Raw genomic sequence first — 25,181 nt, 5'->3', positions numbered from 1 at the left:
TTTTCACAACATGTGTCAAGCGATCCCTGCATCAAAGTGCAGTGCCTGTGCTTGCCACCCGCGATGCGGGGTGTCAGAACCGCTTCATGCCGCTGAAAACGTTTCCCCAACGATGAGCGTCGGAATCCGCGATGTGGCCCGTATGGCGGGCGTCTCGACGGCCACGGTCTCGCGGGCGCTCGGCCGCGGCCCGGTGAGCGACGCGGTGCGCGAGCAGGTCGAGGCGGCGGTGCGCGCCACCGGCTACCGGCCGAATCTCTCGGCCCGGCGCCTGCGCTCGAAGGCGGCGCAGACGATCGGCCTGATCGTCGCCGACATCCGCAACCCGTTCTTCACCGCGGTGAGCCGGGCGGTGGAGGATGCGGCCTACGCCGCCGGGATGCGGGTGATCCTGTGCAACACCGACGAGGATCCGGCCCGCGAGGCGATGTATCTGCGGCTGATGGAGGAGGAGCGCGTCACCGGCGTGATCTTCGCGCCGACCAGGGTGACGGCGGACGGGCTCAAGGCCGACAGCCTGTCCTTCCCCACCGTGTTCATCGACCGCTCGGGGCTGCCCGGGGCCCATGACAGCGTGGTGCTCGACAACGCGTCGGCGGCGGCGGCCCTGGTCGATCACCTCGTCGCGCAGGGGTTCCGGCGGATCGGCGGCCTGTTCGGCTCGACGAGTTCGACCGCGCGGGAGCGGCAGGCCGGCTACGCGGCGGCGATGCTCCGCTCCGACCTCGCGCCGCTTGCCCGCTCGGTGGCGCCGAACGCGGCGGCCGCGGAAGCCGAAGCCGCGCGCTGGCTGTCGCAGCCCGACCGGCCCGAGGCGCTGATCCTCTCCAACGGCCTGATCCTGATGGGCGCGGTGCGCGCGGCGCGGAGTCTCGGGCTCGCGGTGCCGACGGATCTCGCGCTCGCGGGCTTCGACAACGAGCCCTGGACTGATCTGGTCGAGCCCGGCCTCACCGTGATCGAGCAGCCGGTGGCCGAGATCGGCACCCAGGCGATGCGCCTGCTGTTCGAGCGCATCGAGCATCCGGGCCAGCCGGTGCGCACGGTGACGCTCAGCGGGCGGACGGTGCTGCGGGGTTCGACCCGGCGGGGGTGACGGGCGGCGACTTGCGATCCGCCTGAACGGGCGTGTATAAATAAATACACATGCGGAGTTGCGATGCCGCAGGTCGAAACAATGCCAAGGCTGTGATCGACTGGTTGATCCGCGAAGGCTGGCTGAGCGAGGCCGGTAGCAAGCACGGCAAATTCGCTCACCCCTCCAAAGCCGGCATCAAGATCATGGTGCCGCGCCATCGCACGCTCTCGCCAGGCGTGGCTCGGAACATCGCCAAAGCGGCCGCATGGCTCTGCGTCCGCCTAGAACGCCCTGAGGATCGAAGCGATGGCGCGCTACATTGCACTGATCGACGGAGAAGCTGGCGCCTACGGTGCCGCTTTCCCCGACTGCCCCGGCTGCACGGCCATGGGGGAAACGGTCGATGAGACCCTGCGGAATGCCGCAGAGGCGCTGCGCGAGTGGATGGAGGACCGTGTCGCCGCGGGGATCGCACCGCCGGAAGCACGGTCCGTCGATGTCATCCTGGCCGATCGCGAGGAGGCCGAAGCGGCGGCGGGAGCCGTCGTCGCGAGCGTGCCGCTGTTTCTCGACGCGGGCCGTTCGGTGCGGGTCAACCTGTCTCTCGATGCCGCAGCGCTCGCCATGATCGACGAGGCCGCGCGGGAGCGGGGCGTCACCCGCAGTGCTTTCTTGGTCTCGGCGGCGCGGGAAAAGGTGCTGACGGAGGGATAGAGCCCTCCGTCCTCTCCTCAATGCGCCCCGGCATGCGCCTGCGCGGCGGCGACCCGGTCCGCGGCCTCCGAATGCGCGGCGGGCTTGCGGCGCGAGAAGGTCAGGATCAGCACCGGCAGCACGAGCAGGATCAGCAGGGGCGCGAGCGCCATGCCGCCCACCACCACCAGCGCCAGGGGCTTCTGCACCTGCGAGCCGACGCCTTCCGAGAAGGCCGCCGGCAGCAGGCCGACGCCGGCCACGACGCAGGTCATCACCACCGGCCGCATCTGCGTGTAGCAGGTGCGCAGCATCGCCGGCACGCGCTCCACGCCCGCGGCCAGGAGGCCGTTGTAGGACGAGAGCACGATGATGCCGTCCATCACGGCGATGCCGAGCAGGGCGATGAAGCCGATCGCCGCCGAGACGCTGAACGAGGTGCCGGTGAGCGAGAGCGCCAGGATGCCGCCGGCCATCGCCATCGGGATCACGCTGAGCGCCAGCAGCGAATCGATCACCGACGAGAAGTTCATGAACAGCAGGATCGCGATGATGCCGATGGCGACCGGGACGGTCACGGAGAGGCGGGCGATCGCGCCCTTCATGTTGTTGAACTCGCCGACCAGCTCCAGCCGGTAGCCCGGCGGCAGCTTCACCTCGTTGGCGACGCGGGCGCGCGCCTCCTCGATGGTGCTGCCGAGGTCGCGCCCGCGCACGGAGAACTTCACCGGCAGGTAGCGCTCCTGCGCCTCGCGGTAGATGTAGGCGGGGCCGGAGACGAGCTGGACCTTCGCCACCGCGCTCAGGGGGAACTGCACGGGGGCGCCGTTGGCCGGGCTCTGGCCGGCGATGCGCAGGTTGGCGATGGCCTCGATGCTCTGGCGGAACTGCGGCGCGAGGCGCACCATGATCGGGTAGTGCCGCTCGGAGCCGGGATCGTAGAGGTCGCCGGCCGAGTCGCCGCCGATGGCGGTGCGGACGGTGGTGTTGATGTCGCCCGGCGTCAGGCCGTAGCGGGCGGCCCGCACCCGGTCCACGTCGATCTCGATGGTCGGCTGGCCGAGCGACTGGAACACCGCCAGATCCTCGACGCCGCGGATCGTCGAGAGCACCTTCATCACGCTTTTTGCGCTGTCGGTCAGGGTCTGCAGGTCGGGTCCGAAGATCTTGAACGAGTTCTCGCCCTTGATGCCGGAGACCGCCTCGGCGACGTTGTCCTGAAGATATTGCGACAGGTTGAAGTCGACGCCGGGGAAGGCCGTCTGGAGCTTGTGCAGCATCTCCTCGGTGAGCTTCTCCTTGTCGATGCCGGGGCGCCACTGGTCGAGGGGCTTCATCGGCGCGAAGAACTCGGCGTTGAAGAAGCCGGCCGCGTCGGTGCCGTCGTCCGGGCGCCCGTGCTGCGAGACCACGCGCTCGACCTCGGGCAGCGAGGCGATGATCCTGCGCATGTCGTTGACGTAGGTGTTGCTCTCCCGGAGCGAGATCGTCGCCGGCATGGTGGCGCGGACCCAGAGGTTGCCCTCTTCGAGCTTGGGCAGGAATTCCGAGCCGAGGTTGCGCGCGGCCAGCCCGACGCCGACGGCGATCAGCGCGACGCAGGCCACCGTGACGAGCCGGGCGCCGATCGCGGCGCGCACCGCCGGGCGGTAGAGCCGGTCGAGGACGCGCACGAGGATCGTCTCCTTCTCCTCGATCTGCGCCGGGAGGAGGTAGGCCGCCAGCGCGGGCGTGACCGTGAAGGTGGCGATCAGGCCGCCCAGCAGCGCGTAGGCGTAGGTCGTCGCCATCGGCCCGAAGATGTGGCCCTCGACGCCGGTGAGCGTGAAGAGCGGCAGGAAGCCGGTGACGATGATCGCCGCCGCGAAGAAGATCGAGCGGCTGACATCGCCCGCGGCGAGCGCGATGCGCCCCGATTTCGCGTCGAGCCCCGGCGGCGGATAGCCGGGGATGCCGTGGCCGGAGAGCCGCCGGAAGATCGCCTCGACCATGATGACGGTGCCGTCGACGATGAGGCCGAAATCGAGCGCGCCGACCGAGAGCAGGTTGGCGGACTCGTCGCGCGCCACGAGGATGACGACGGCGAAGAACAGGGCGAAGGGGATCGTCGCCACGACGATCAGCGCCGAGCGCAGGTTGCCGAGGAATAGCCACTGGATCGCGAGGATCAGCAAGATGCCGACCACCATGTTGTGCAGCACGGTGTGGGTGGTCACCGCGATCAGGTCGGCGCGGTCGTAGATGCGCTCGATCTTCACGCCCGGCGGCAGGATGCCGGCGGCCTCGATCTTGGCGACCTCCGCCTTCACCGCCTCGATCGACGGCGTGCTCTTCTCGCCGCGGCGCATCAGGACGATGCCCTGGACGATGTCGTCCTCGTCGTTCATGCCGGCGATGCCGAGCCGCGGCTGGTGGCCGATGGTGACGGTGGCGATGTCCTTGACGAGCACCGGCGCGCCGCCGACCTGGGCCAGCACTGTGCCGTTGATGTCGTCCACGTCGCGGATCAGGCCGACGGCGCGCACCACCGCCGACTGGCCGCCGATGGCAACGCGGTTGCCGCCGACGTTGAGGTTGCTGTCGTTGAGGGTCTTGACCACGTTCGACAGGGTCAGGCCGTAGGCCATCAGCCGGTCGAGATCGACCGACAGCTCGATGGTCTTGGTCTTGCCGCCCCAGCCGATGGCGTCGATCACGCCGGGCACCGCGCGGAAGCGCTTCTTCAGCACCCATTCCTGGAGCGTGCGCAGGTCGAGCACGCTGTAGCCGGGCGGCGCGGTGAGCTTGTAGCGGAAGATCTCGCCGATCGGGCTGATCGGCGAGATGGTGGGCTTGGCCCCCGCCGGCAGCGGATCGAGCTGCTGCAGCCGGTTCAGGACCTGCTGCTCGGCCTGGAGATAGTCGAACTCGAAGCCGAATTGCAGCTTCACGTCGGACAGGCCGTAGAGCGAGATCGTGCGCACCTGGCGCAGGTTCGGCATCCCCGAGGTGATGCGCTCGATCGGGATCGTGACGTAGCGCTCGATCTCCTCGGCCGAGAGGCCGTCGGTCTGGGTCACGACGTCGACCATTGGCGGCGTCGGGTCGGGATAGGCCTCGATGTTGAGGTTCTGGAAGGCGGCCAGTCCGCCCACCACGAACAGCACGAAGGCGAGGATGACGAGGGGCCGTTGCCGGAGCGCGAGCGCGACGATGCCGTTCATGGGGTCGGTTCCAGCCTCGCGCCGTTACGGCGCGGCCGGGGGCGGCCCCGGCTCGGAATGCGTCTTTTCGCGGGAAACGTCGACCGGGCCCGTCAGCCCGGCTGCTCGGTCATGCCGTCGATGAACAGGGCGCCCTTCGAGATCACGCGCTCGCCGACCGAGAGGCCTTCCGTGACCTCGATGTCGTTGCCGTCGATGAGGCCGGTCCTGACTGGGCGGCTCTCGACGGTGTTGCCGGCACCGAGCACCCAGACCCGCGCCTTGTCGCCCTCGAAGATCACCGCCTGCCGCGGCACGGCGCGGGAGACGGTCTCGCGCTCGTTGATGATGTGGACGCTGGCATACATCTCGGGCTTCAGGAGACCCTTGGGGTTGTCGACCTCGGCCCGCACGACGATGCGGCGGCTCGCCGGATCGACCGAGGCGCCGATGAAGTTCACCCGGCTCTCGAAGTTCTGGTTCGGGTAGGCGAGGGTCCGGAAGCGGATGCGCTCGCCGATATCGACCTTGGCCGCGTCGGTCTCGCGCAGCTGCGCCACGATCCAGACCCGGGCGAGGTCGCCGATGACGTAGGAGGGGTCGCCGCCGCCGGTGTTGATGTACTGGCCCGGACCGATCTTGCGCTGGATCACGGTGCCCGACAGCGGCGCGTAGATCGTCGTCTCGGGATTGATCGCGCCCTTGGTCTGGAGCGCCTTCATGTCGTCGTCGGCGAGCCCGAGGATGCGCAGGCGGTTGCGCACCGCCTCGAGCCCGACCTCCGCCGTCTTGGCGTCGTTCTGCGCGGTGGCGAGGTCGTTCTGCGCCGTCTGCAATTCCTTCAGCGTGGTGACGCGGGAATCGTATAGGTCGTGCAGGCGCTTCTCGGTGTTGGTGGCGTAGGCGAGCTGCGAGCGCGCCTTGTTGAGCACGTTGAGCGCGGCGAGGAAGTCGTTCTGCGCCTGGACCATCTCGTTGGCCTGGAGCGAGAACAGCTTGTCACCCTGCTTCACCTGCTCGCCGGAGCGGGCGAAGATGGTGATGACCCGGCCGGCATAGGGCGAGAAGACGGGGGTGGCCCGGTACTCGTCGACGCTGATCTTCCCCTCGGTGGCGATGTCCTCGTAGAACAGGCGCTGCTGCACCGGGACGGTGGTGACGGTGGCGAGCTGGCTGTCGGTGAGCACGAAGCGTCCCGCACCCGGCGCCGCGGCGGTGACGGCGGCTGGCGTCGGCACCGCGGCATCGACCTCCTTCGGCCGGCCGTACCACAGGGCGGCACCCGCGCCCGCGCAGAGCACGACGGCGACGAGGAGCTGCGTGCGCAGCTGCATCGGCCGCGGCGTGAGGTTCTCTTCGTGCGCCCCGCCCATCGTTGTCCGATCCCGATTCGACCCAGCGCCTCGATTCTACGACGGGCGCGCCGCGCGCCGGTTGATTCGGCGTGTCGCTTGCGCGCAACCGAAGCTCCCGAATTATGCCGTTACCGTGGCGGCTTGACCGGGGTATGACGAGACTCGTTTCTTACAAATGAAATCAGGGGGCCGATTTGATGCCTCGGACGGGATTTTTTACGGTTGTTGCTCGTGCGACTTCTTCGCCGTCATCGCGCGGCGGGGCCGAAGCGATCCGAGCCTCCGCCTTTATCAGGATAGGGCGCGCCGCCGGATCGTTTCGCTGACACGCGCGATGACGATGCGGCGGTTCCGTCAATCGTCCATCTTCAGCGCCGCAATAAAGGCCTCCTGCGGAATTTCCACGCGGCCGAACTGGCGCATGCGCTTCTTGCCTTCCTTCTGCTTGTCCAGAAGCTTGCGCTTGCGCGAGATGTCGCCGCCGTAGCACTTGGCGGTCACGTCCTTGGACAGCGCCCGGATGGTCTCGCGGGCGATGATCTTGCCGCCGATCGCCGCCTGGACCGGGATCTGGAACAGGTGGCGCGGGATCAGATCTTTCAGCTTCTCGCACATCGCCCGGCCGCGGCTCTCGGCGCGCGAGCGGTGGACGAGCATCGACAGGGCGTCGACCGGCTCGGCGTTGACGAGGATCGACATCTTCACGAGGTCGCCCTCGCGGTAGTCGGAGACGTGGTAGTCGAACGAGGCGTAGCCCTTCGAGATCGATTTCAGCCGGTCGTAGAAATCGAACACCACCTCGTTGAGCGGCAGGTCGTAGACGACCATGGCCCGCTTGCCGACGTAGTTGAGGTCGATCTGGATGCCGCGCCGGTCCTGACACAGCTTCAAGACGCCGCCGAGATACTCGTCGGGGGTGAGGATCGTGGCGCGGATCCACGGCTCCTCGACGGTCTCGATCTTCATCGGGTCCGGCATGTCGGCCGGGTTGTGCAGTTCCTTGAGCTCGCCGTCGCGCATCATCAGGCGGTAGACGACCGACGGCGCGGTCGAGATCAGGTCGAGGTTGAACTCGCGCTCCAGGCGCTCCTGGATGATCTCGAGGTGGAGCAGGCCGAGGAATCCGCAGCGGAAGCCGAAGCCCAGCGCGGCCGAGGTCTCCATCTCGTAGGAGAAGCTCGCATCGTTGAGGCGCAGCTTGCCCATGGCGCCGCGCAGGTTCTCGAAGTCGGCGGCGTCCACGGGGAAGAGGCCGCAGAACACCACCGCCTGGACCTCCTTGAAGCCCGGCAGCATCTGCGTGGTCTGGCGCTTGTCCTCGGTGATGGTGTCGCCGACGCGGGTGTCGGCCACCTCCTTGATCGAGCCGGTGAAGAAGCCGACCTCACCGGGTCCGAGTTCGCCGATATCGGCCATCTTCGGGCGGAACACGCCGATGCGGTCGACGCCGTAGGCGGCATCCGCCCCCATCATGCGGATGGTCATGCCTTTTTTCAGCACGCCGTCAACGATGCGCACGAGCACGACGACGCCGAGATAGACGTCGTACCAGGAATCGACCAGCAGCGCCTTCAGCGGCGCCTCGCGGTCGCCCTTGGGCGGGGGCAGGCGCTTGACGATGGCCTCCAGCACCGCCTCGATGTTGAGGCCGGTCTTGGCCGAGATCGGCACGGCCTCCGAGGCGTCGAGGCCGATCACCTCCTCGATCTGCTCCTTCACCCGATCGGGCTCGGCGGCCGGGAGATCGACCTTGTTGAGGACGGGCACGATCTCGTGGTTGGCGTCGAGCGCCTGGTAGACGTTGGCGAGCGTCTGCGCCTCGACGCCCTGGCTGGCATCGACGACCAGGAGCGAGCCCTCGCAGGCCGCGAGCGAGCGCGAGACCTCGTAGGCGAAGTCGACGTGGCCGGGCGTGTCCATCAGGTTGAGGACGTAGTCCTGCCCGTCCTCGGCCTTGTATTCGAGGCGGACGGTGTTGGCCTTGATGGTGATGCCGCGCTCGCGCTCGATATCCATCGAGTCGAGCATCTGCTCGCTCATGTCGCGCAGGGCCACGGTGCCGGTCTGCTGGATCAGCCGGTCGGCGAGCGTCGACTTGCCGTGGTCGATATGCGCGACGATGGAGAAGTTGCGGATGTTGTCGATGGTGCGGGTGGTCATCAGGGTCTCCGGCACGGCGAACCCGTTGCGGGCTGGCGCGGCGCACGGCAGGTCTGTCGGGATTGGCCGGGGCGGGAATAGCAGCGGCGGGCACGCGCGCCAAGGCGGGGGAGCGCCGCGGGTTGTGCGGTCCCGTCGCGAGCGGTGCTCCTCGACCGCTCAGGCCTCCGGTTGCGGCGCCTCCCCGGCCCGTGCCGCGGCGGCCATCGCCACCAGGGTCTTGCGCAGGCTCCCCATGTCGCGCACCGGCTCGGGATAGGGCACCCGCGCCGTGCGCTCGCCGGCCATCAGGTCGAGCCCCTCCGGGTCGAGCCCGGTGAGACGCCAGCCGGTGCCCGCCTCGCCGACGCTCGCCGAGTAGAGGGCGAGCGCGTCGGCGTGGTCGGCGTTCATGTGCTCGACGGCGCCGCGCTCGCCCGCCATCACCGCCTCGGCGCCGGCCATGTCGAGCAGCAGTTCCTGCGGCGTCAGGGTCGCCGCCTTGGCGAAGCCCCCGTTGAGATGACCCGCGCTCGGCGCGAGGGTGAAGAAGCCGAAATCGGGGAAGTCGGCGTAGAGCTTCGCCTTCGGGTGGCGGGCCAGGAAGCGCTCGCGGACCCGCGGCGCGTCGGAGCGCGCGGCGCGGCCCGTCACCGTCAGGCGCGGATGGGCGAGCGGATCGCCCTTGCCGCCCACCGAGAACAGCAGCGAGGCGCGCGGGTCCTTGTCGAGGTTGCGCGTGTGCGCCGAGAGCCGCGAGAGCAGCATCAGCGGCGTGCCGTCGCCGTCGGTGGCGATCGTGACGAGGGAGGCGAAGGGGGTGCCGTCGGCGGCGTCGATCGTGGCGAGCGCGCCCGAGCGCACGCTGCGCAGCAGGTGCCGCGCGAGCCCGATCGCGTCGAACGGCGCCTCCGATGCGGGCAGCGGTTCGGCCGGTCCGCGCCGTTCCCCTGCGGACGGCATCGCCTCGTTGGCCATGGAAACTGTTCTCCCGAATTGCGGGAACGAGCATAGCGCGGTGCGGGGCCGGGGCAGAAGAGCCGGCGGACGGGAAGGGCGCGGCGCGTTGTCCGCCCTGTTTCCTCCCCCCGGGGGGCCCTCCGCCGAGCCTGCCGATAAGGCCAAGCTTAGATGGCCGCTCGCTTTTTTCGAACGATGGTCGTAAAGGACGAGACCCACCGCTACGGATCGCGGCCCCCGGTTTGCGGGCGCCGTGCACACCCGCCGCGGGCCCGTATAAGGACGCGCCAGGGGCGGCGCGCGCGCCGTCAAGTCAGGGAAACTGCATGCCCACGATCGCCCTCGTCGACGACGACCGCAACATCCTGACCTCCGTCTCGATCGCGCTGGAGACCGAGGGCTACCGCATCCAGACCTATACCGACGGCGCCTCGGCGCTGGACGGGTTGCGCCACTCGCCGCCGGATCTCGCCATCTTCGACATCAAGATGCCGCGCATGGATGGCATGGAGCTTCTCAGGCGCTTGCGGCAGAAATCGGACCTTCCGGTGATCTTCCTCACCTCGAAGGACGAGGAGATCGACGAATTGTTCGGCCTCAAGATGGGCGCGGACGACTTCATCCATAAGCCGTTCTCGCAGCGCCTGCTGGTCGAGCGGGTCAAGGCGGTGCTGCGCCGCTTCGCGCCGAAGGACGCCTCGCCCGGCGCCGCCGCCCGCGAGGCCGACGCCGCCGCCCGCTCGCTGGAGCGCGGCCAGCTGATGATGGATCCCGAGCGCCACACCTGCACCTGGAAGGGCGAGCCGGTGACGCTCACCGTCACCGAGTTCCTGATCCTCCAGGCGCTGGCCCAGCGCCCCGGCGTCGTGAAGAGCCGCAACGCCCTGATGGACGCGGCCTACGACGATCAGGTCTACGTCGACGACCGCACCATCGACAGCCACATCAAGCGGCTGCGCAAGAAGTTCAAGGTGACGGACCAGAGCTTCGACATGATCGAGACGCTCTACGGCGTCGGCTACCGCTTCAAGGAGGGCTGAGGCGATTTTCCCGCGGTCCCGTCCGTCGATGCTCGCCCCCCTGTCCCGCCAGCCCGATTCCGATGAGGCTCACGCCCGCCGCGGCGTCCTCGCGCGGCTCGTCGGCTCCCTCACCCGCCCGCCGCTGACCTGGCCGCGCGACCTCTGGAACGCGGTCGGCCAGCGCGCCTCGTCGAGCCTGACGCGCCGCATCGTGGTGCTCAACCTCGTCGGGCTGATCGTCCTGCTGTTCGGCTTCCTCTACCTGAACCAGTTCCGCCAGGGGCTGATCCAGGCCCGCGTGCAGAGCCTGCTGATCCAGGGCGACATCATCGCCGGCGCCATCGCCGCCCAGGCCTCCGTCGACACCGACGCGATCCGGGTCGATCCGGACAAGCTGCTGCAGCAGCAAGCCGGCGAGGGCCGCGACCTGGAGGACGACCCCGCCTCGCTCGCCTTCTCCCTCAACCCCGAGAAGGTCGCGCCCCTGCTGCGCCGCCTCGTGACGCCGACCGGCAACCGCGCCCGGGTCTACGACCGCGAGGGGAGCCTGCTGTTCGACACCCGCTCGCTCTACGCCCGCGGCGACATCGCCCGCAGCGACACCGCGGTGAAGCCGCCCAAGCCCAACGTGCTGGAGCGGATCTGGGACTTCATCGGCACCCGCGTCCTCGGCCTCGTCGTCAGCGAGCGCTCGGCCCAGGAGGAGGCGGGGCCGCAGGACGGGCGCGCCTTCCGCGAGGTCCAGGCGGCGCTGAAGGGCTCGCGCGGCACCATCTCCCGGCGCAACGAGCGCGGCGAGACCATCGTCTCGGTGGCGGTGCCGATCCAGCGGGCGGGCTCGGTGCGCGGCGTGCTGATGGTCTCGACCCAAGGGGGCGACATCGACCGGGTGATCGCCTCCGAGCGCTTCGGCCTGCTCCAGGTGTTCCTCGTCGCCGCCGCCGTGATGCTGGTGCTGTCGATCCTGCTCGCGGGCGCCATCGCCGGACCGGTGCGCCGCCTGGCGGATGCCGCCGAGCGGGTGCGCCGGGGCATCAAGTCGCGCCAGGAGATCCCCGACTTCACCAACCGCACCGACGAGATCGGCCACCTCTCCGGCGCGCTGCGGGACATGACCCAGGCGCTCTACCGCCGCCTCGACGCCATCGAGAGTTTCGCCGCGGATGTCAGCCACGAATTGAAGAACCCGCTGACATCCCTGCGCAGCGCCGTCGAGACGCTCCCGCTCGCCAAGACCGACGAGTCGCGCGGCCGGCTGATGCAGATCATCCAGCACGACGTGAAGCGCCTCGACCGGCTGATCTCGGACATCTCCGACGCCTCGCGCCTCGACGCGGAGCTCGCCCGCGCCGAGGCGCGCCGGGTCGATCTCGGCAAGCTCCTGACCACCGTGACCTCGGTCGCCAACGAGCGGCGGCGCGGGAACGCGGCGCTGATCCAGTTCGACGTCGAGCGCCCCGGCGCCGAGATCGAGGACCCGTTCCGCATCATCGGCCACGACAGCCGGCTGGGGCAGGTCGTCAACAACCTGCTCGACAACGCCCGCTCGTTCTCGCCGCCCGGCGCCAAGGTGCGGGTGGCGCTGCGCCGCCTCAAGAACGAGGTCGAGTTCGTGGTCGAGGACGAGGGGCCCGGCATTCCCGAGCACGCCCTGGAGCGGATCTTCGAGCGCTTCTACACCGACCGGCCGGAACAGGGCTTTGGCCAGAATTCGGGCTTGGGCCTGTCGATCTCCCGCCAGATCATCCAGGCCCATCGCGGCACGATCCGCGCCGAGAACCGCCCCGGCCCGGCCGACGAGGAGGGGCATCCGACGGTGCGCGGCGCCCGCTTCATCGTCCGCCTGCCCGTGGCCCCCCGGGCCGACCGCTACGGCGACGACGACCTCGCCGCATGAGCGGGGAGGCGGCTCCCGAGGGCGAGCCGACGCAGGCGGCGGCGCAGGAGACCGTTCACGCGAGCTGCGTGCTCCTCGACGAGGCCGGCGTCCTGATCCGGGGCCCGTCCGGATCGGGCAAGTCCGCGCTCTGCCTCGCGCTGCTCGACCGCTTCTTCCTGGAGGGGCGCCACGCCCGCCTCGTCGGCGACGACCGCGTCCGGCTGGAGGCGCATTACGGCCGCCTCGTCGCCCGGCCGCACCCGGCGCTCGCCGGGCTGATCGAGATCCGCGGCCTCGGCATCCGCCGTCTCGCGACCCACGCGCCGGCCGCCGTGCTGCGGCTCGTGGTCGATCTCGTCCCCGAGGCCGAGCGCTTTCCCGAACGCCTGCCCGACAGCGCCGCGTCGGCCCTGCTCCTCGGCGTCGCAGTCCCGCGCCTCGCCCTTGAACCGCGTCATCCGCGCGAATACCTGATTCGCGAGGCGTTGCAGGCCGGCGTGGCAATGCGGACGCACCCGGCCGCTCTCGTGCCCGGCGGCGCCCGCGATGTGTAGCGCGGCTGCCACCACCGTGTCATGGTAGCGACGTTGCGTTGGTCAAAAGCGACGCGACCCGCTTGCGCTTCACCTTGCGCTGCACAAGATGGCGTCTCCGCTCACAGGGCGTTGGAACACGCTTCGATGATTGGAATGGTGCTCGTCACCCACGGGCTGTTGGCGACCGAGTTCAAGGCCGCTCTGGAGCATGTCGTCGGCCCTCAGAAGCAGGTCGAGACGATCACGATCGGCCCGGAGGACGACATGGAACTGCGCCGCGGCGACATCATGTCCGCGGTCGGTCGGGTCAACTCCGGTCAGGGCGTCGTGGTGCTCACCGACATGTTCGGCGGCACGCCGTCGAACCTCGCCCTGTCGTGTATGAACGGCGGCCAGGTCGAGGTGGTCGCCGGAATCAATTTGCCGATGCTGATCAAGCTCGCCAGCGTGCGCGAGGCCGAGAGCCTCGGCGACGCGGTCCTCCACGCGCAGGAGGCGGGCCGCAAGTACATCAACGTCGCCTCGCGGGTTCTTGCGGGTAAGTAGCCCGGTCGCCCGCCCGCACCGCCTTTTCTTCGCCCCGCTCCCGGCTTAACCACGTCGTCCCGCATCCGGACGGCGCGCATCGACGCGCCGTCGGTCCGTACCGGACGAGCGGGGAGGGAGTGCCAGGGCCGATGGGAGAGAGCGTGGACGGCGAGGTCGAGCCGCAGCCGGAGGTGCCCGAGGGCGGCCTCGTCCGGGTCTTGCCGATCATCAACCGCCGCGGCCTGCACGCCCGCGCCTCGGCCAAGTTCGTGCAGACGGTGGAGCGCTTCGCCGCCGCCGTCACGGTGACCCGCGGCGGCGAGACCGTCGGCGGGCGCTCGATCATGGGCCTGCTGACCCTCGGTGCGGCCAAGGGCACCACCATCGCCGTGGTCGCCGTGGGCGACGACGCGGGCGCCGCCCTCGACGCGATCGAGGCCCTGCTCGCCGACCGGTTCGGCGAGGACGAGTAGGGGCCTACCCGCCCGGAATCGCCAGCGGATTGTCGGTCAGCGCCGCCCGATCCGGCGTGTCCACGGCCGGCTTGCCCAGGAAGGCGTCCCAGATCCGGCGGACGAAGGCCGGGTCGAGGTCGCGCACGATCAGCACCAGCCGCGAGCGGCGATCCGCGTCGGGCCAGGCCGGCAGCGTCACCGGCGCGTGGACGACGTGCTGCACGCCGTGCACCACGACCGGGCGCTCGGGATCGTCGGCGAGCGCCACGAGACCCTTGAGGCGCAGCAGCTTCGGCCCGTGCGCCGAGCGCAGGAGGTCGAGAAACATCTCGAAGGCCGGGCGCGGGACCGGCGCGTCGCTGGTCAGGTGGAAGGCGCGGATCGCCGCGTCGTGCCGGTTCACGTCGTGATGGTGGGCGTGGCCATGGTGATGACCGTGGTCGTGATCGTGCCCCTCGGCGCCGAGCCACGCCCGCACGTCCTCGCCCTTGCTCGCCCCCTTGCCGTCGAGGCCGAACAAGCCGCCGAGCAGGTGCTCCGCCGGCACGTCGGGTCCGTGGATCCGCGCGCCGGGATTGAGCGCGGCGAGCCGCCGGGTGAGCGCCTCCGCCCCGGCGCCGGGGAGGTCGGCCTTGGTCACGACGAGATGGTCGGCCACCGCCGCCTGCCGCAGGGCCTCGGGATGCGCGTCGAGGGTGCCGGCGCCGTTGACCGCGTCGATCACGGTCACCACCCCCTGCAGCTGGAAGCGGATCGCCAGGTAGGGGTGATAGATCAGCGCGTGGAGGATCGGTGCCGGGTCGGCCAGCCCCGTGGTCTCGATCACCACCCGGCGGAACGGGTTGATGCGGCCGTTGTCGCGGCGGCGCAGCAGGTCTTCGAGGGTCGAGATCAGGTCGCCGCGCACGGTGCAGCACAGGCATCCGGCCCCGAGCAGGATCATCCCCTCGTCGACCGTCTCGATCAGCAGGTGGTCGAGCCCGACCTCGCCGAACTCATTGACGATCACCACCGTGTCGGCGAGCGCCGGATCGCCGAGCAGGCGGTTCAGCAGCGTGGTCTTGCCCGCGCCGAGGAAGCCCGTGAGCACGGTGAGGGGGATCGGCTCGGGGCGGACGGGTTGTTCGGGGTGGGACATCGTGGGATCGCAGTCTGTGGCTCGGCACCGATATGACGGTGCCGGCCGCCCGCGAAAACCCCTTACGACTCGCCGTTCTTCGCCTTCTTGTCCGCCTTCTTCGCGGCGGGCTTGGCGTCCGGCTTCGCGTCAGACTTGGCCTCGGGCTTCTTCGCCGCCGGCTTGTGCGCCGCCTTCGCCGCGGGCCTGGCGGCCTTCGGCTCGGAGTCGACCGCGGTGTAGGCGCTGGTCGCGGCCGGCATCCCCTTGTCCTTGCCGGCGGTCTTCGTGGCGGGCTTGGGCGCCGTCACCGCGGCGGCGCGGGCCTTGGCGGCCTTCTCCGAGGCGGCCTGCTTGGCGGCCTCCCGGGCCGCGTCCTTGGCGGCCTTGGCCTCGGCGCGCTTGCGCTGGGCGGTCTCGAGGGCGGCCTGCCGGGCCGCCTGCTTGGCGGCCTGCGCCTCCTGCTCCTCGCGGGCGAGCGCCATCGCGCCTTCCGTCGGGCTGCTGCCGATCCAGACCGCGACCGGCTGCAGCGGCGCCCGCGGCGGCAGGGTGCGGCCGCGGACATTGGCGTTGCTGAGCGCGGCGAAGGCGAGGTTCGAGGCGTCGGGCGTGGCCGAGCCGAGGAGCCGGGTCGTCGCGCTGTCGGCGCCGGGGCCGCTCGCGGTCAGGGCACCGGGACCCTCGTCCACCGGCATCGGCTTGCGCTTGTCGCAGATGTAGGGCCGCATGTCCGGCGGGGTGGCGATGCCGGAGGGCGGCAGCGATTCGAGCGTCGGCGCGGTCCAGCCCGCCGACTGGGCGAAGCCGTAGTCGAACAGGTCGGCGGCCTTGATGTCGCGCTCGCGGGCGCTCGGCTGGCCCATCACCACCGCGATGATGCGCCGGCCCCCGCGGGTCGCGGTCGCCACCACGTTGAAGCCGCCCGAGCAGATGAAGCCGGTCTTCATCCCGTCGGCCCCGGGATAGCGCCCGAGCAGGCCGTTATGGTTGGCCATCACCGCCCGGCCGAACTGGATCGCCGAGATCGAGAACAGGCCCTGCTGGTTGGGGAAGTCGCGCATCAGCGCGCGGGCGAGGATCGCCATGTCGCGGGCGCTCGTCCATTGCCGCGGCTCGGGCAGGCCGTTCGGGTTGTACCAGCGGCTCTCGCGCATGCCGATCCGGTGCGCGGTCTCGTTCATCATGTCGGCGAAGCCCTCGACGGAGCCGGCGAGCCCCTCGCCGATCGCCCAGGACACGTCGTTGGCCGACTTGACCATGATGATCTTGAGGGCGTTGTCGAGGGTGATCTGCGTGCCCGGCTTGAAGCCCATCTTCGAGGGCGGCTCGGCGGCGGCTGCGGCCGAGATCGTCAGCAGCGTGTCGAGGGAGACCTTGCCCTGGCGCACCATGTCGAGGGCGACGTAGGTCGTCATCAGCTTGGTGACGGAGGCCGGATACCAGGGGTCGGTCGCGCCCTGGCTGTAGATCACCTTGCCGGTTTCGGCATCGGCGACGAGGATCGGCGCCGTCACCGCCGAGGCCGCCCCGGCCATCAGGCCGAGCGCCGCGAGCGAGCCGATCAGCCGTCCCCAAACACGGTTCACCATCGGGCCAATCTCGAAAGGGTGTGAGGGCGCGGGACGCCGCGGAGCAGGAATTCCGTTGCCGGCCCCGGACGTTCGCGAGGAGGCGTCCGGAACGCGTCGGATCGAGGAGACCCGTTCATCAACGTGCCCTCCGTGGCGAGAGCATGGCAGACCACGGCGTTTTGCCCACGGTTAAGCTGCCGATCGGGGTTGCGTTCCCGGAAATCGTACACCGCTTGGTCTTCCGAGCCTCGCGGGGGTATGGGCAAGCCCTGGCAGAAGAACGCAGCGATGTCCTACGCGGTCAAGGAACTGTTCCACACGCTTCAGGGGGAGGGGGCCCAGGCCGGGCGCGCGGCGGTGTTCTGCCGATTCGCCGGCTGCAATCTCTGGTCCGGCCGCGAGGAGGACCGGGCCGGCGCCGCCTGCCGGTTCTGCGACACCGATTTCGTCGGCCTGGACGGGGAGGGCGGCGGTCGCTTCGCGTCGGCCGAGGCGCTGGCCGAGGCCATCGCCGCGACCTGGGCCGGGGGCGGAGCCAACCGCTACGTCGTGTTCACCGGCGGCGAGCCGCTGCTCCAGCTCGACCCGGCCTTGATCGCCGCCGTCCATGCCCGTGGCTTCGAGGTCGCGGTGGAGACCAACGGGACGCTGCCCGCGCCGCCCGGCATCGACTGGATCTGCGTGAGCCCGAAGGCCGGCAACGGCCTGGTCCAGACCTCCGGCGACGAGCTGAAGCTCGTCTACCCGCAGGCCGAGGCGCCGCCGGAGCGCTTCGCGGACCTGCCCTTCCGCCACCGCTTCCTCCAGCCCATGGACGGACCGCAGGCCGCCGCCAACACCGCGGCGGCGGCGGCCTATTGCCGGTCGGATGCCCGCTGGCGGCTCTCGCTCCAGACGCACAAGATCATCGGGATCCCGTAGCGGGCGCGGCGGACGCGCCGAAGGATGGTTGTGATGACGCTCAGCCTTGATGATTCCTCCGTCGAGGATCTCAACCTTGCCCTGAGGTTCTACCGGCGCCTGCTGATCCGGCTGCCCCTGATCCTGGTTCTCGGCATCGCGGCGGTGATCGGCCTGTCGCATCTCGGGACCGCGCTGTCCCCGCCCTACGGCGTCTACTTTCTCGGCTGGGACCTGACGACCTGGGGGCTGCTCGGGCTTCTCGCCGCCCTCTTCGCGGAGCTGTGGTGGGAGGGGCGCCAGATCGGGCATGCCCTCGACAGCCCCGAGATGCGAGGCTCGCCGATCGCCACGCTGATGGGCGGCCTCGGCGTGATCGCGCAGCGCGCCCGCGGGATGGGGATGGAATGGAGCGGCTTTCTCGGACCGCTGCGCCCCGTCCGCACCCGCTGAGCCCGGGGGCCGTCACGGGGCCCGGTCCGTGCGCTCGCTCGCCTTGCGCATCTGCCGCCGCCGCTGCCGGTCCTCGCGGCTCACCCGGTCGAGGGCGGGGGTGAAGCCGGCCTCCGTCTCGACCCGCGGCGCGGCGTAGGGGGCGGCGAGCGGCCGGAAGCGCAGGTCGGAAAAGTCGGCGAGACAGCGGGCGCGGTCGAGGAGCGTCTCGGTCGAGGCGATCCCGCCGAGACGGTCCGCGCCCAGCCGGAACAGCTTGCCGCCCTGCGAGAACAGCAGGTCGCCGTTGCCGTCGAAGGCCGCCCAGCCGGAGACCGGCAGCGGCACGGGCGGGCCGCCCTCGACGCACAGGCTGTGGCGCACGCTCTCGGGCAGCGACCGGAGCGGGTCGGCCGTGAATTCGCTGATCGACCGGATGCGGGCATGGCCCTGCGGCCCGGCCAGGATCCAACTGCCCGGCGCTTCGGGATCGGGATGCCAGCGGTTCGCCGCCGGGGCCGTCCGAGCCCGCGCCGTCAGCCCCGGCGCCGTGGCGCGCGTGAAGGGCAGCACCGTGAGGCCGGGCGGCGGGGCGGATCCGGGGGCGGTGTCGTAGGGTCCCTCGCCGTGCGTCAGCACGAGCGTGTCGTTCGAGAGGAAGAATCCGCCGCCGGCCCAGGTGTCGCCCTTGGGCCAGAGCGCCGCGGCCGTGAGGTAGGGCGGCCGCGACAGCACCGTCCAGGTGGCGAACGGGCCCCTGTATTTCCCGAGAAAGCTCACGAGCCATTCGCCGTCCGGCGACAGCCCGCCCCAGGACGGCTTCACGCTGCCCTTGAACCACTGCCCGACCGCGAAGGTATCGTCCGAGCGGTCCCAGGCGATGAGGCAGGTCTGGTTCGAGGGACCGCGCCGGTAGATCACCGCGCGCGGGCTCGCGGCCGCGAAGACCGGATAAAGGGTGCATTTCGTCGGAGGCGATGACATATCCACGATCTCGGTGCGCCCGACGGCCGCCGTCAACCCGCCGTCTCCCCGCGGCGGGACCGTTCGAGACCCCGTGAAGATCACGCGATGAAGATCACCCAGGCCTTCACCTTCGAGGCGGCCCACCGCCTGCCGAACGTGCCCGAGACCCACCGCTGCCACCGCATGCACGGGCATTCCTACCGCGTGGAGCTGACGGTCGCGGGCGCGGTCGATCCGACGAGCGGCTGGGTGGTGGATTTCTACGACATCGAGAGCGCCTTCGCGCCGCTCCTGGAGCGGCTCGACCACCACTGCCTCAACGAGATCGAGGGGCTGGAGAATCCGACCGCCGAGCACATCGCGGCCTGGATCTGGCATCGCGCCAAGCCGGCGATTCCGGGGCTTGCCAGCGTGCGGATCTTCGAGACGCCCTATTCCTGGGCCGAGTACGAGGGCGATTGACGGTCATGCCGGAGGCCGCGGACGCTTCGGAGGCGGCGCGGGGGGACGGCGCCCTGGTGCTGTTCTCCGGCGGTCAGGATTCGGCGACCTGCCTCGCCTGGGCGCTCGACCGGTTCACGCAGGTGGAGACGCTCGGCTTCGATTACGGCCAGCGCCACCGGGTCGAGCTCGACCGGCGCGCGGCGCTGCGGCAGGGCATGAGCGCCCTCGACCCGGCCTGGGAGCGCCGGCTCGGACCCGACCACACGCTCTCCCTCGCCGCGCTCGGCGAGATCTCGGACACGGCGCTGACCCGCGACAGCGCGATCGCCCTGGCCCGGGACGGCCTGCCCAACACCTTCGTGCCCGGCCGCAACCTCGCCTTCCTCACCTTCGCCGCCGCGCTCGCCTATCGCCGGGGCCTGCGCCACATCGTCGGCGGCATGTGCGAGACCGACTATTCGGGCTATCCCGATTGCCGCGACGACACGATCAAGGCGCTGCAGGTCGCGCTCAATCTCGGGATGGAGCGCCGCTTCGTGCTGCACACGCCCCTGATGTGGATCGACAAGGCGCAGACCTGGGCCCTCGCGGAGAGCCTGGGCGAGCGGGCGCTGGTGGATCTCGTCGTCGAGGAGAGCCACACCTGCTATCTCGGCGAGCGGGGGCAGCGCCACGATTGGGGCTACGGCTGCGGCACCTGCCCGGCCTGCGACCTGCGCGCCAAGGGTTTTTCGCGCTATCTCGCCGCCCGCGCGGGGTGAGCCGGCGCCCGCTACTCCGCGGGAACCAGCGGGCGCGCGGCCGGCCCGCGGGTGAGCACGAAGAAGCCGAAGGCCGCGGCGACGATGACGGCGCCGAAGGCGGCCGCGATCCCGAGCACCAGCCCGAAGCCGCCGCGGTCGTGCAGGACGGCGATCATCGGCACCACGAAGCCGCTGACGGTGAAGCCGAGGAAGTAGCGCACGCTGTAGGCCCTGGCCCGGTAGGCGGCCGGCACGTAGCGGGCCACCATCGCGTCGTTGATGACGACCTGCCCGTAGAGCGCCGCCATCGTCAGCACGAGGCCGACGAGCAGCGGCAGGCCCGTGCTCACCGCCGCGAGCCCGAGGCCGAGCGGCTGCAGGATCGAGAGTGCCAGGAACAGGGTCGGCAGGCTGTAGCGGTCGATCAGTCGCCCCATCGCCAGCTGGGTCAGGGCGCCGAAGGCGAAGACGAGCGTCGCCACCGATCCGATCAGAGCGAGCGGAAGCGCCGCGCCGACGCGCTCGTCCACCACCTTCGGCAGGGCGATGGTGGTGATGTTGAAGGTCATGCCCCCGGCGATGATGGCGAAGGCGAACACGACGAGGAGGGGAAGCGGCCGCGCCACGGGGATCAGCGGGGCGCCCCCGGTCCTGCCACCCGCGCCCTCGCCGTCGCCGGGCACCAGCGCGAGGAAGGCGACGCCGACGGCGAGGCAGAACAGGCCCGGCACGATGAAGGCCGCCTGCCAGCCGAGGCCGGCCGCGAGCAAGGCCGTGACGCCGGAGGCGGTGGCCGCGCCGGCATTGCCCCAGACCCCGTTCACGCCGAGGTCGCGGCCGAGGCGGCGGGCATGGGTGACCAGCATGGTCGAGCCCACGGGATGGTAGATCGCCGAGGCGAGTCCCAGCACGCAGAGCCAGACCGCGAAGGCGGTCGGGCTCGCGGCACTCGCCACGCCGAGGCAGGACAGGCCGTAGCCGAAGAAGAAGACCGCCAGGAGGTTGCGCCGGCCGAACCGGTCGGCGAGCCAGCCCATCGGCAGCGAGCACAGCCCGAAGGCGACGAAGGCGCCGGTCGCCAGCCCGATCAGCTCGCCGTAGCTCAGGCCCGTCTGCGCCGCGATGGCGATGACCGCGGTCGGGTAGATCAGGAGCACGAAATGGTCGAGGGCGTGCGCCACGTTGACGAAGCGCAGAGTGCGGCGGGACAGGGTCTCGGCGTCCATCGGGCGGCCTCTCCGTAAACCTGCCCTCTCCCTATCTGACCCGTTGCACGCCGTCGGGCCGAAGGTGTACGCGATCGGGCCAAAATGGGCGGAACAGATCCATGCGTTCGATCCGGGCCGAGGATTATCAGGACATCCCCCGCGCGGTCGCGGTGATGCCCAAGACCTTCGCCGCGGACAGCCGTACGGAGCGGCACTTCCACCCGCGGGCGCAGCTGCTCTACGCCACCGCCGGACTGATGATGGCGACCGCCGAGGACGGGACCTGGGTCGTGCCGGAGGGCCACGCCCTCTGGATCCCGCCGCGCCTGCCCCACGCGGTGGCGATGCACGGCGCGGTCGCAATGTGCTCGGCCTACCTCGCGGTCGAGGCGATCGCCGGCTTTCCCGCCCGCGCCCGCGTCATCGAGGTCTCGCCCCTGCTCGCCGCCGCGATCGCCGCCCTGACGCGGGAGCCCGTGCTCTACGACGAGGCCGGGCGCGGCGGCCACCTCGCGGCCCTGGTGCTCGAAGAGATCCGGCGGGCGCCGGAGACCAAGCTGACCCTGCCCCTGCCGAGCGACGCGCGCCTGCGCCGGATCTGCCTCGGCCTCATCGAAGCCCCCGCCACCAGCTTCGACCTCGACGCCTGGGCCGACCGCGCCGGCCTCAGCCGCCGCACCCTGACGCGCGGGTTCCGCCGCGAGACCGGCCTCACCTTCGGGCAGTGGCGGGCGCGCGCCAGGGTCGTGCGGGCGCTCGCGCTCGCGGCCGACGGCGTGGCGCCGCGGCAAGTGGCGGCCTCGGTCGGCTACCGCAGCATCCAGGCCCTGCGCGGCCGGACGGAGGCCCTGCTCCCGGAGCCGTGACACGGAGGGCGTGCCGACACGAGCGCCGTTCGCCGGTTGCTCCGGCGAGGCCGGATCGGTAGCGGTCTCCCGCGCGTTCGGCTTTCGAGCCCGACCGCGCCTCGAACCCAGGAGGAGCCATGCGCGCCGACGCTTTCCTCGAGGCCGTGAAGGCCCTTCCCGTCGCCGATCTCGCGACCCTCGTGCCGGACGGGGGCGGCCTCGTCGTGGTCGCGCCGCATCCCGACGACGAGAGCCTCGGCTGCGGCGGGCTGATCGCGCAGGCGCTGAAGCAGGGCCGCGCCGTGCGCGTCGTCATCGTCAGCGACGGCTGCGGCTCGCACCCGAACTCCAAGGCCTACCCGCACGACCGCCTGCGGAGCTTGCGCGAGGCGGAGACCGTGGCGGCGATGGCCGAACTCGGGCTCGGCCTCGAGCACATCCACTTCCTGCGCCTGCCCGATGGCGGCGTGCCGAGCGAGGGCGCGGAGGCCGAGGCGGCGGCGGACCGGATCGCCGAGATCGCCCGGAAGGGCAGGGCGAGCGCCCTGTTCGTGACGTGGCGGCACGATCCCCACTGCGATCACACGGCGTCGGCGGCCATCGTCGATCTCGCCCGCGCCCGGCTCCCCGGCCTCGCCGCCTATGCCTACCCGGTCTGGGGCTGGACCCTGCCGGCCGAGCGCGAGGTCGGGCCGTCCCCGGAGGGGTTTCGCCTCGCCGTGGAGGGCGAGCGCGCGGCCAAGCGCCGGGCGGTCGAGGCCCACGCCTCTCAGGTGTCGGGCCTGATCGAGGACGACCCGTCCGGTTTCCAGCTGGAGCCGGCGATGATCGACCGGCTCTGCGGCCCGCACGAATGGTACATCACGCTCGACTGATACGCCCTCCGTTTGCTTGCTTCGGTCTCTCCTTTCGTCATTGCGAGGCGAAGCCGTGGCAATCCAGGGCACGACCTTTCCAGAGATGTCGCGCCCTGGATCACTTCGGCTTCGCCTCGTGATGACGGCGTGGGGAAAACCCGAGGTGATCAATCGGATGTCGTATGATCCCCTTCATCCGCGTTTCAGGTTGAGGCTGGCAGGACGGTCCCGCCCGTAACGTTTGGCCCGGACCGAGATCCCCGTGAGCACCATCAGCGTCGTCACGCTCAACAAGGGGCGCGACGCCCATCTCGCGCGCCTGATCGAGGGGCTCGCCCGCAATCCTGACGCCGCCCGATGCCCGGCGGAATGCGTCGTGGTCGAGATGGGGCCCGCTCCCGAGCCGCTGCCGGAGACGCCGTTCCCGCTGCGGCGGGTCGCCTTCCCGAGCGCGGGCCTGCCGCTCGCCGCTGCGCGCAACGCCGGCCGGGCGGCGGCCTCCGGCGACATCCTCGTCTTCCTCGACGTCGATTGCATTCCCTCCATGGGCCTCGTTCCGGCGCTCGCCGCCGCGGCGGCGGCGCACGACGCCCTGGTCTGCGGCCCGATCCGCTACCTGCCCGCCGGCGCCGTCCGCGACGGCTGGCAGGAGGCCGACCTCCTGCGGGCCGGCCTTCTCCACCCGGCCCGGGATTTTCCGGACAGCGGCGTGAGGAAGACCGAGAATCCCGGCCTGTTCTGGTCGCTCGCCTTCGCGGTGCGGGCGACGACCTACGACCGGCTCGGCGGTTTCGACGAGGGCTATGACGGCTACGGCGCCGAGGACACCGATCTCGCCTTCCGCGCCGCCGAGATCGGCGTGCCGGTGCTGCTGGCGGGCGCGCCGCCCGCCTTCCACCAGCACCACCTCTCCTGCGACCCGCCGCTGCAGCACTTCGCCGACATCGTCCGCAACGCCCGCCGCTTCCGCGCCCGGCACGGGCTCTGGCCGATGGAGGGCTGGCTCGACGCCTTCGCCCGGCTCGGCCTGATCGGCGCGGATCGCGAGCCCGACATCACCCTCCTGCGCGGCCCGAGCCCCGAGGAAATCGCCGCCGCCCGGGTCCCGGCGGAGCGGCCGTTCTGAGCGGGGCCGAGCCGGAGCGTCATCGGCGACCGGGCGACGTGACTTCTCCATCGCTTCGGCTCCGCCTCACAACGACGGCGGAAAGACCGAAGCGATCAAGCGACTGTCGTATTGGAGGAGCAGAGCTTCCGAAAAAAAGCGCTCCGGCCAAGCAAATTCATCCTCTCGGCAAAGCATTTCCGCGTCAAATGCGAGCGCAAGACGCATCGATGATGCCTAAGCCATTTCCTGCGGCGCAGTGCGAGGACACGAACCTTAGCTGAAAAGTTTCGTCCATCGATCCGAACTCTTCGAGGCGCGGTCGGTTCTTCAAGGATCGTCTCCGACTTGCGAACCCCGGACTCTCGATGAGCACCAAGCCCCCACCCGTTCCGCCGGCCAACCGCTCCGACAAGGGCCCCGGCAGCGCGCCCGAGACCGCCGCTGCTCAGGGACAGGCCTCCTCGCAGACGAAGGATCCCGACAAGATCGGCCAAACCGGCAACGCGAAGGTCAACACCACCCATCAGGGCCACCAGCAGGATCGCTGAATGAGCACGTCCGCGAAGCATCCCAACACCGACCGTCATCACGGCGGGCCGGGCAGCAGCCATCAGGACCGGTCGAAGCCCTCCGTCGAGCCCGATCACGGGCCGACCCCCGGCAGCCCGACCAATGCGTCGAAGTCCGGCGTGTCCGGAGGCGGCGGTGAGCGCGACGCGCACCACGCCCACAGCGGCAAGGGCAACGCCCCCGACCGCACCGACCGCTCGCACTGAGGCCTTCGCGCCCGACCGACATCGAGCGGACCTTTTCCCTCCGCCACAGGAGAAGAGACATGGACGAGCGCCGCAGCAAGCCCGCTTCCGAGCACGATTCCCTGCGCGACTTCAACGCCCACGCCGACCGCAACGGCCAGGATTTCGGGCAGGACAGCCCCCTCGACGTCGCCCGTCCCGCCGACCTCCAGCGGGCCCTGCAGGAGGACCCGGGCTGGGAGGCGCAGGTGGCGCGCACGGCCTCCGGCTTCGACCGGCGCGACTCGATCGCCGGCGGGAGCATCGAGTCGGTGGAGGCCACCGAGGCGGAGACCCCGCCGGAGAACCTGCGCCGCATCAGCGATCCGAGTTCGTCTCCGAAGCGCTGACCGGCCTGCTCCT

25 protein-coding genes are annotated in these 25,181 nt (G+C 70.6%); 17 read left to right on the top strand and 8 right to left on the bottom strand.

The annotated features are described in order from the left end of the window. Window positions 1-112 precede the first annotated feature (112 nt). Window positions 113-1,096 carry a LacI family DNA-binding transcriptional regulator gene (locus ABS772_RS20695; protein WP_350396618.1) on the top strand — a complete coding sequence of 328 codons (984 nt, stop codon included), beginning with the start codon at window positions 113-115 and terminating at the stop codon, window positions 1,094-1,096. A 288-nt stretch (window positions 1,097-1,384) separates the two neighbouring features. Next, window positions 1,385-1,792, top strand: a complete 408-nt coding sequence (locus tag ABS772_RS20690) for a type II toxin-antitoxin system HicB family antitoxin (RefSeq protein WP_350396617.1) — start codon at window positions 1,385-1,387, stop codon at window positions 1,790-1,792. Window positions 1,793-1,809: 17 nt separating this feature from the next. Here the strand turns inward: ABS772_RS20690 and ABS772_RS20685 are convergent, their stop codons facing one another. From ABS772_RS20685 to ABS772_RS20670, 4 genes are all read right to left on the bottom strand, one after another. Next, the gene (locus tag ABS772_RS20685; RefSeq protein WP_350396616.1) at window positions 1,810-4,974 is read right to left on the bottom strand and encodes an efflux RND transporter permease subunit; all 3,165 of its coding nucleotides are present in this window, start codon (window positions 4,972-4,974) and stop codon (window positions 1,810-1,812) included. A 92-nt stretch (window positions 4,975-5,066) separates the two neighbouring features. Continuing rightward, window positions 5,067-6,326 carry an efflux RND transporter periplasmic adaptor subunit gene (locus ABS772_RS20680; RefSeq protein WP_350396614.1) on the bottom strand — a complete coding sequence of 420 codons (1,260 nt, stop codon included), beginning with the start codon at window positions 6,324-6,326 and terminating at the stop codon, window positions 5,067-5,069. Window positions 6,327-6,662: 336 nt separating this feature from the next. Continuing rightward, the gene (gene lepA, locus ABS772_RS20675; RefSeq protein WP_238254006.1) at window positions 6,663-8,468 is read right to left on the bottom strand and encodes a translation elongation factor 4; all 1,806 of its coding nucleotides are present in this window, start codon (window positions 8,466-8,468) and stop codon (window positions 6,663-6,665) included. Between the two features lie 159 nt (window positions 8,469-8,627). Then, on the bottom strand, window positions 8,628-9,425 hold the full coding sequence (locus tag ABS772_RS20670; RefSeq protein WP_350396613.1) for a HugZ family pyridoxamine 5'-phosphate oxidase: 798 nt from the start codon (window positions 9,423-9,425) through the stop codon (window positions 8,628-8,630). Window positions 9,426-9,733: 308 nt separating this feature from the next. Here ABS772_RS20670 and ABS772_RS20665 point away from each other — a divergent pair, with 308 nt between their 5' ends. The 5 genes from ABS772_RS20665 (at window position 9,734) to ABS772_RS20645 (ending at window position 13,845) form a co-directional block, all read left to right on the top strand. Beyond that, on the top strand, window positions 9,734-10,447 hold the full coding sequence (locus ABS772_RS20665; protein WP_183436753.1) for a response regulator transcription factor: 714 nt from the start codon (window positions 9,734-9,736) through the stop codon (window positions 10,445-10,447). Between the two features lie 28 nt (window positions 10,448-10,475). Then, on the top strand, window positions 10,476-12,326 hold the full coding sequence (locus ABS772_RS20660; RefSeq protein ID WP_238253996.1) for a sensor histidine kinase: 1,851 nt from the start codon (window positions 10,476-10,478) through the stop codon (window positions 12,324-12,326). Beyond that, window positions 12,323-12,862, top strand: a complete 540-nt coding sequence (locus ABS772_RS20655; protein ID WP_350396612.1) for an HPr kinase/phosphorylase — start codon at window positions 12,323-12,325, stop codon at window positions 12,860-12,862. The genes ABS772_RS20660 and ABS772_RS20655 overlap by 4 nt, the downstream gene beginning before the upstream one ends. A 126-nt stretch (window positions 12,863-12,988) precedes the next feature. Next, complete coding sequence (locus tag ABS772_RS20650) at window positions 12,989-13,390, top strand: PTS sugar transporter subunit IIA (RefSeq protein WP_003606016.1); 402 nt, start codon at window positions 12,989-12,991, stop codon at window positions 13,388-13,390. Window positions 13,391-13,521: 131 nt separating this feature from the next. After that, on the top strand, window positions 13,522-13,845 hold the full coding sequence (locus tag ABS772_RS20645; protein WP_238253993.1) for an HPr family phosphocarrier protein: 324 nt from the start codon (window positions 13,522-13,524) through the stop codon (window positions 13,843-13,845). Between the two features lie 4 nt (window positions 13,846-13,849). Here ABS772_RS20645 and ABS772_RS20640 read toward each other — a convergent pair whose 3' ends face one another. Both ABS772_RS20640 and ABS772_RS20635 read right to left on the bottom strand, forming a co-directional pair. Beyond that, a complete protein-coding gene (locus ABS772_RS20640) occupies window positions 13,850-14,965 on the bottom strand; it encodes a CobW family GTP-binding protein (protein WP_350396611.1) in 1,116 nt (371 codons plus the stop codon). Window positions 14,966-15,027: 62 nt separating this feature from the next. Next, a complete protein-coding gene (locus ABS772_RS20635) occupies window positions 15,028-16,536 on the bottom strand; it encodes a D-alanyl-D-alanine carboxypeptidase family protein (protein WP_350396610.1) in 1,509 nt (502 codons plus the stop codon). A gap of 270 nt (window positions 16,537-16,806) precedes the next feature. Between ABS772_RS20635 and queE the strand changes: the two genes are divergently transcribed. Next, a complete protein-coding gene (queE, locus tag ABS772_RS20630) occupies window positions 16,807-17,439 on the top strand; it encodes a 7-carboxy-7-deazaguanine synthase (protein WP_350396609.1) in 633 nt (210 codons plus the stop codon). A 33-nt stretch (window positions 17,440-17,472) separates the two neighbouring features. After that, window positions 17,473-17,871: an ABC transporter ATP-binding protein gene (locus ABS772_RS20625; protein WP_350396608.1), complete on the top strand. Its 399-nt coding sequence runs from the start codon at window positions 17,473-17,475 to the stop codon at window positions 17,869-17,871. A 12-nt stretch (window positions 17,872-17,883) separates the two neighbouring features. On the opposite strand, the gene ABS772_RS20620 is transcribed toward ABS772_RS20625, so the two are convergent. Beyond that, a complete protein-coding gene (locus ABS772_RS20620; RefSeq protein ID WP_350396607.1) occupies window positions 17,884-18,834 on the bottom strand; it encodes a hypothetical protein in 951 nt (316 codons plus the stop codon). A gap of 87 nt (window positions 18,835-18,921) precedes the next feature. On the opposite strand from ABS772_RS20620, the gene queD reads away from it, so the two are divergent. Both queD and queC read left to right on the top strand, forming a co-directional pair. Then, the gene (queD, locus tag ABS772_RS20615) at window positions 18,922-19,278 is read left to right on the top strand and encodes a 6-carboxytetrahydropterin synthase QueD (protein ID WP_238253511.1); all 357 of its coding nucleotides are present in this window, start codon (window positions 18,922-18,924) and stop codon (window positions 19,276-19,278) included. A gap of 5 nt (window positions 19,279-19,283) precedes the next feature. Continuing rightward, a complete protein-coding gene (gene queC, locus ABS772_RS20610) occupies window positions 19,284-20,021 on the top strand; it encodes a 7-cyano-7-deazaguanine synthase QueC (protein ID WP_350396606.1) in 738 nt (245 codons plus the stop codon). Window positions 20,022-20,032: 11 nt separating this feature from the next. Here queC and ABS772_RS20605 read toward each other — a convergent pair whose 3' ends face one another. Next, on the bottom strand, window positions 20,033-21,229 hold the full coding sequence (locus ABS772_RS20605) for an MFS transporter (protein WP_350396605.1): 1,197 nt from the start codon (window positions 21,227-21,229) through the stop codon (window positions 20,033-20,035). A gap of 101 nt (window positions 21,230-21,330) precedes the next feature. Between ABS772_RS20605 and ABS772_RS20600 the strand changes: the two genes are divergently transcribed. From ABS772_RS20600 to ABS772_RS20575, 6 genes are all read left to right on the top strand, one after another. Next, a complete protein-coding gene (locus ABS772_RS20600) occupies window positions 21,331-22,077 on the top strand; it encodes a helix-turn-helix transcriptional regulator (protein WP_350396604.1) in 747 nt (248 codons plus the stop codon). Between the two features lie 119 nt (window positions 22,078-22,196). Then, window positions 22,197-22,934, top strand: a complete 738-nt coding sequence (locus ABS772_RS20595; RefSeq protein ID WP_350396603.1) for a PIG-L deacetylase family protein — start codon at window positions 22,197-22,199, stop codon at window positions 22,932-22,934. Window positions 22,935-23,178: 244 nt separating this feature from the next. Next, window positions 23,179-24,042: a glycosyltransferase family 2 protein gene (locus ABS772_RS20590; RefSeq protein WP_350396602.1), complete on the top strand. Its 864-nt coding sequence runs from the start codon at window positions 23,179-23,181 to the stop codon at window positions 24,040-24,042. A gap of 347 nt (window positions 24,043-24,389) precedes the next feature. Further along, window positions 24,390-24,572 carry a hypothetical protein gene (locus ABS772_RS20585; RefSeq protein ID WP_238253748.1) on the top strand — a complete coding sequence of 61 codons (183 nt, stop codon included), beginning with the start codon at window positions 24,390-24,392 and terminating at the stop codon, window positions 24,570-24,572. Then, window positions 24,573-24,800: a hypothetical protein gene (locus ABS772_RS20580; protein ID WP_350396601.1), complete on the top strand. Its 228-nt coding sequence runs from the start codon at window positions 24,573-24,575 to the stop codon at window positions 24,798-24,800. A 59-nt stretch (window positions 24,801-24,859) separates the two neighbouring features. Continuing rightward, window positions 24,860-25,168, top strand: coding sequence for a hypothetical protein (locus ABS772_RS20575; RefSeq protein WP_350396599.1), 309 nt, complete (start codon window positions 24,860-24,862; stop codon window positions 25,166-25,168). The last annotated feature ends 13 nt before the right edge of the window (window positions 25,169-25,181 follow it).

Source organism: Methylorubrum podarium (assembly GCF_040270385.1).
In the GTDB taxonomy this organism is placed as follows: domain Bacteria; phylum Pseudomonadota; class Alphaproteobacteria; order Rhizobiales; family Beijerinckiaceae; genus Methylobacterium; species Methylobacterium podarium.
This window is presented reverse-complemented; position numbering and strand designations above follow the sequence as displayed.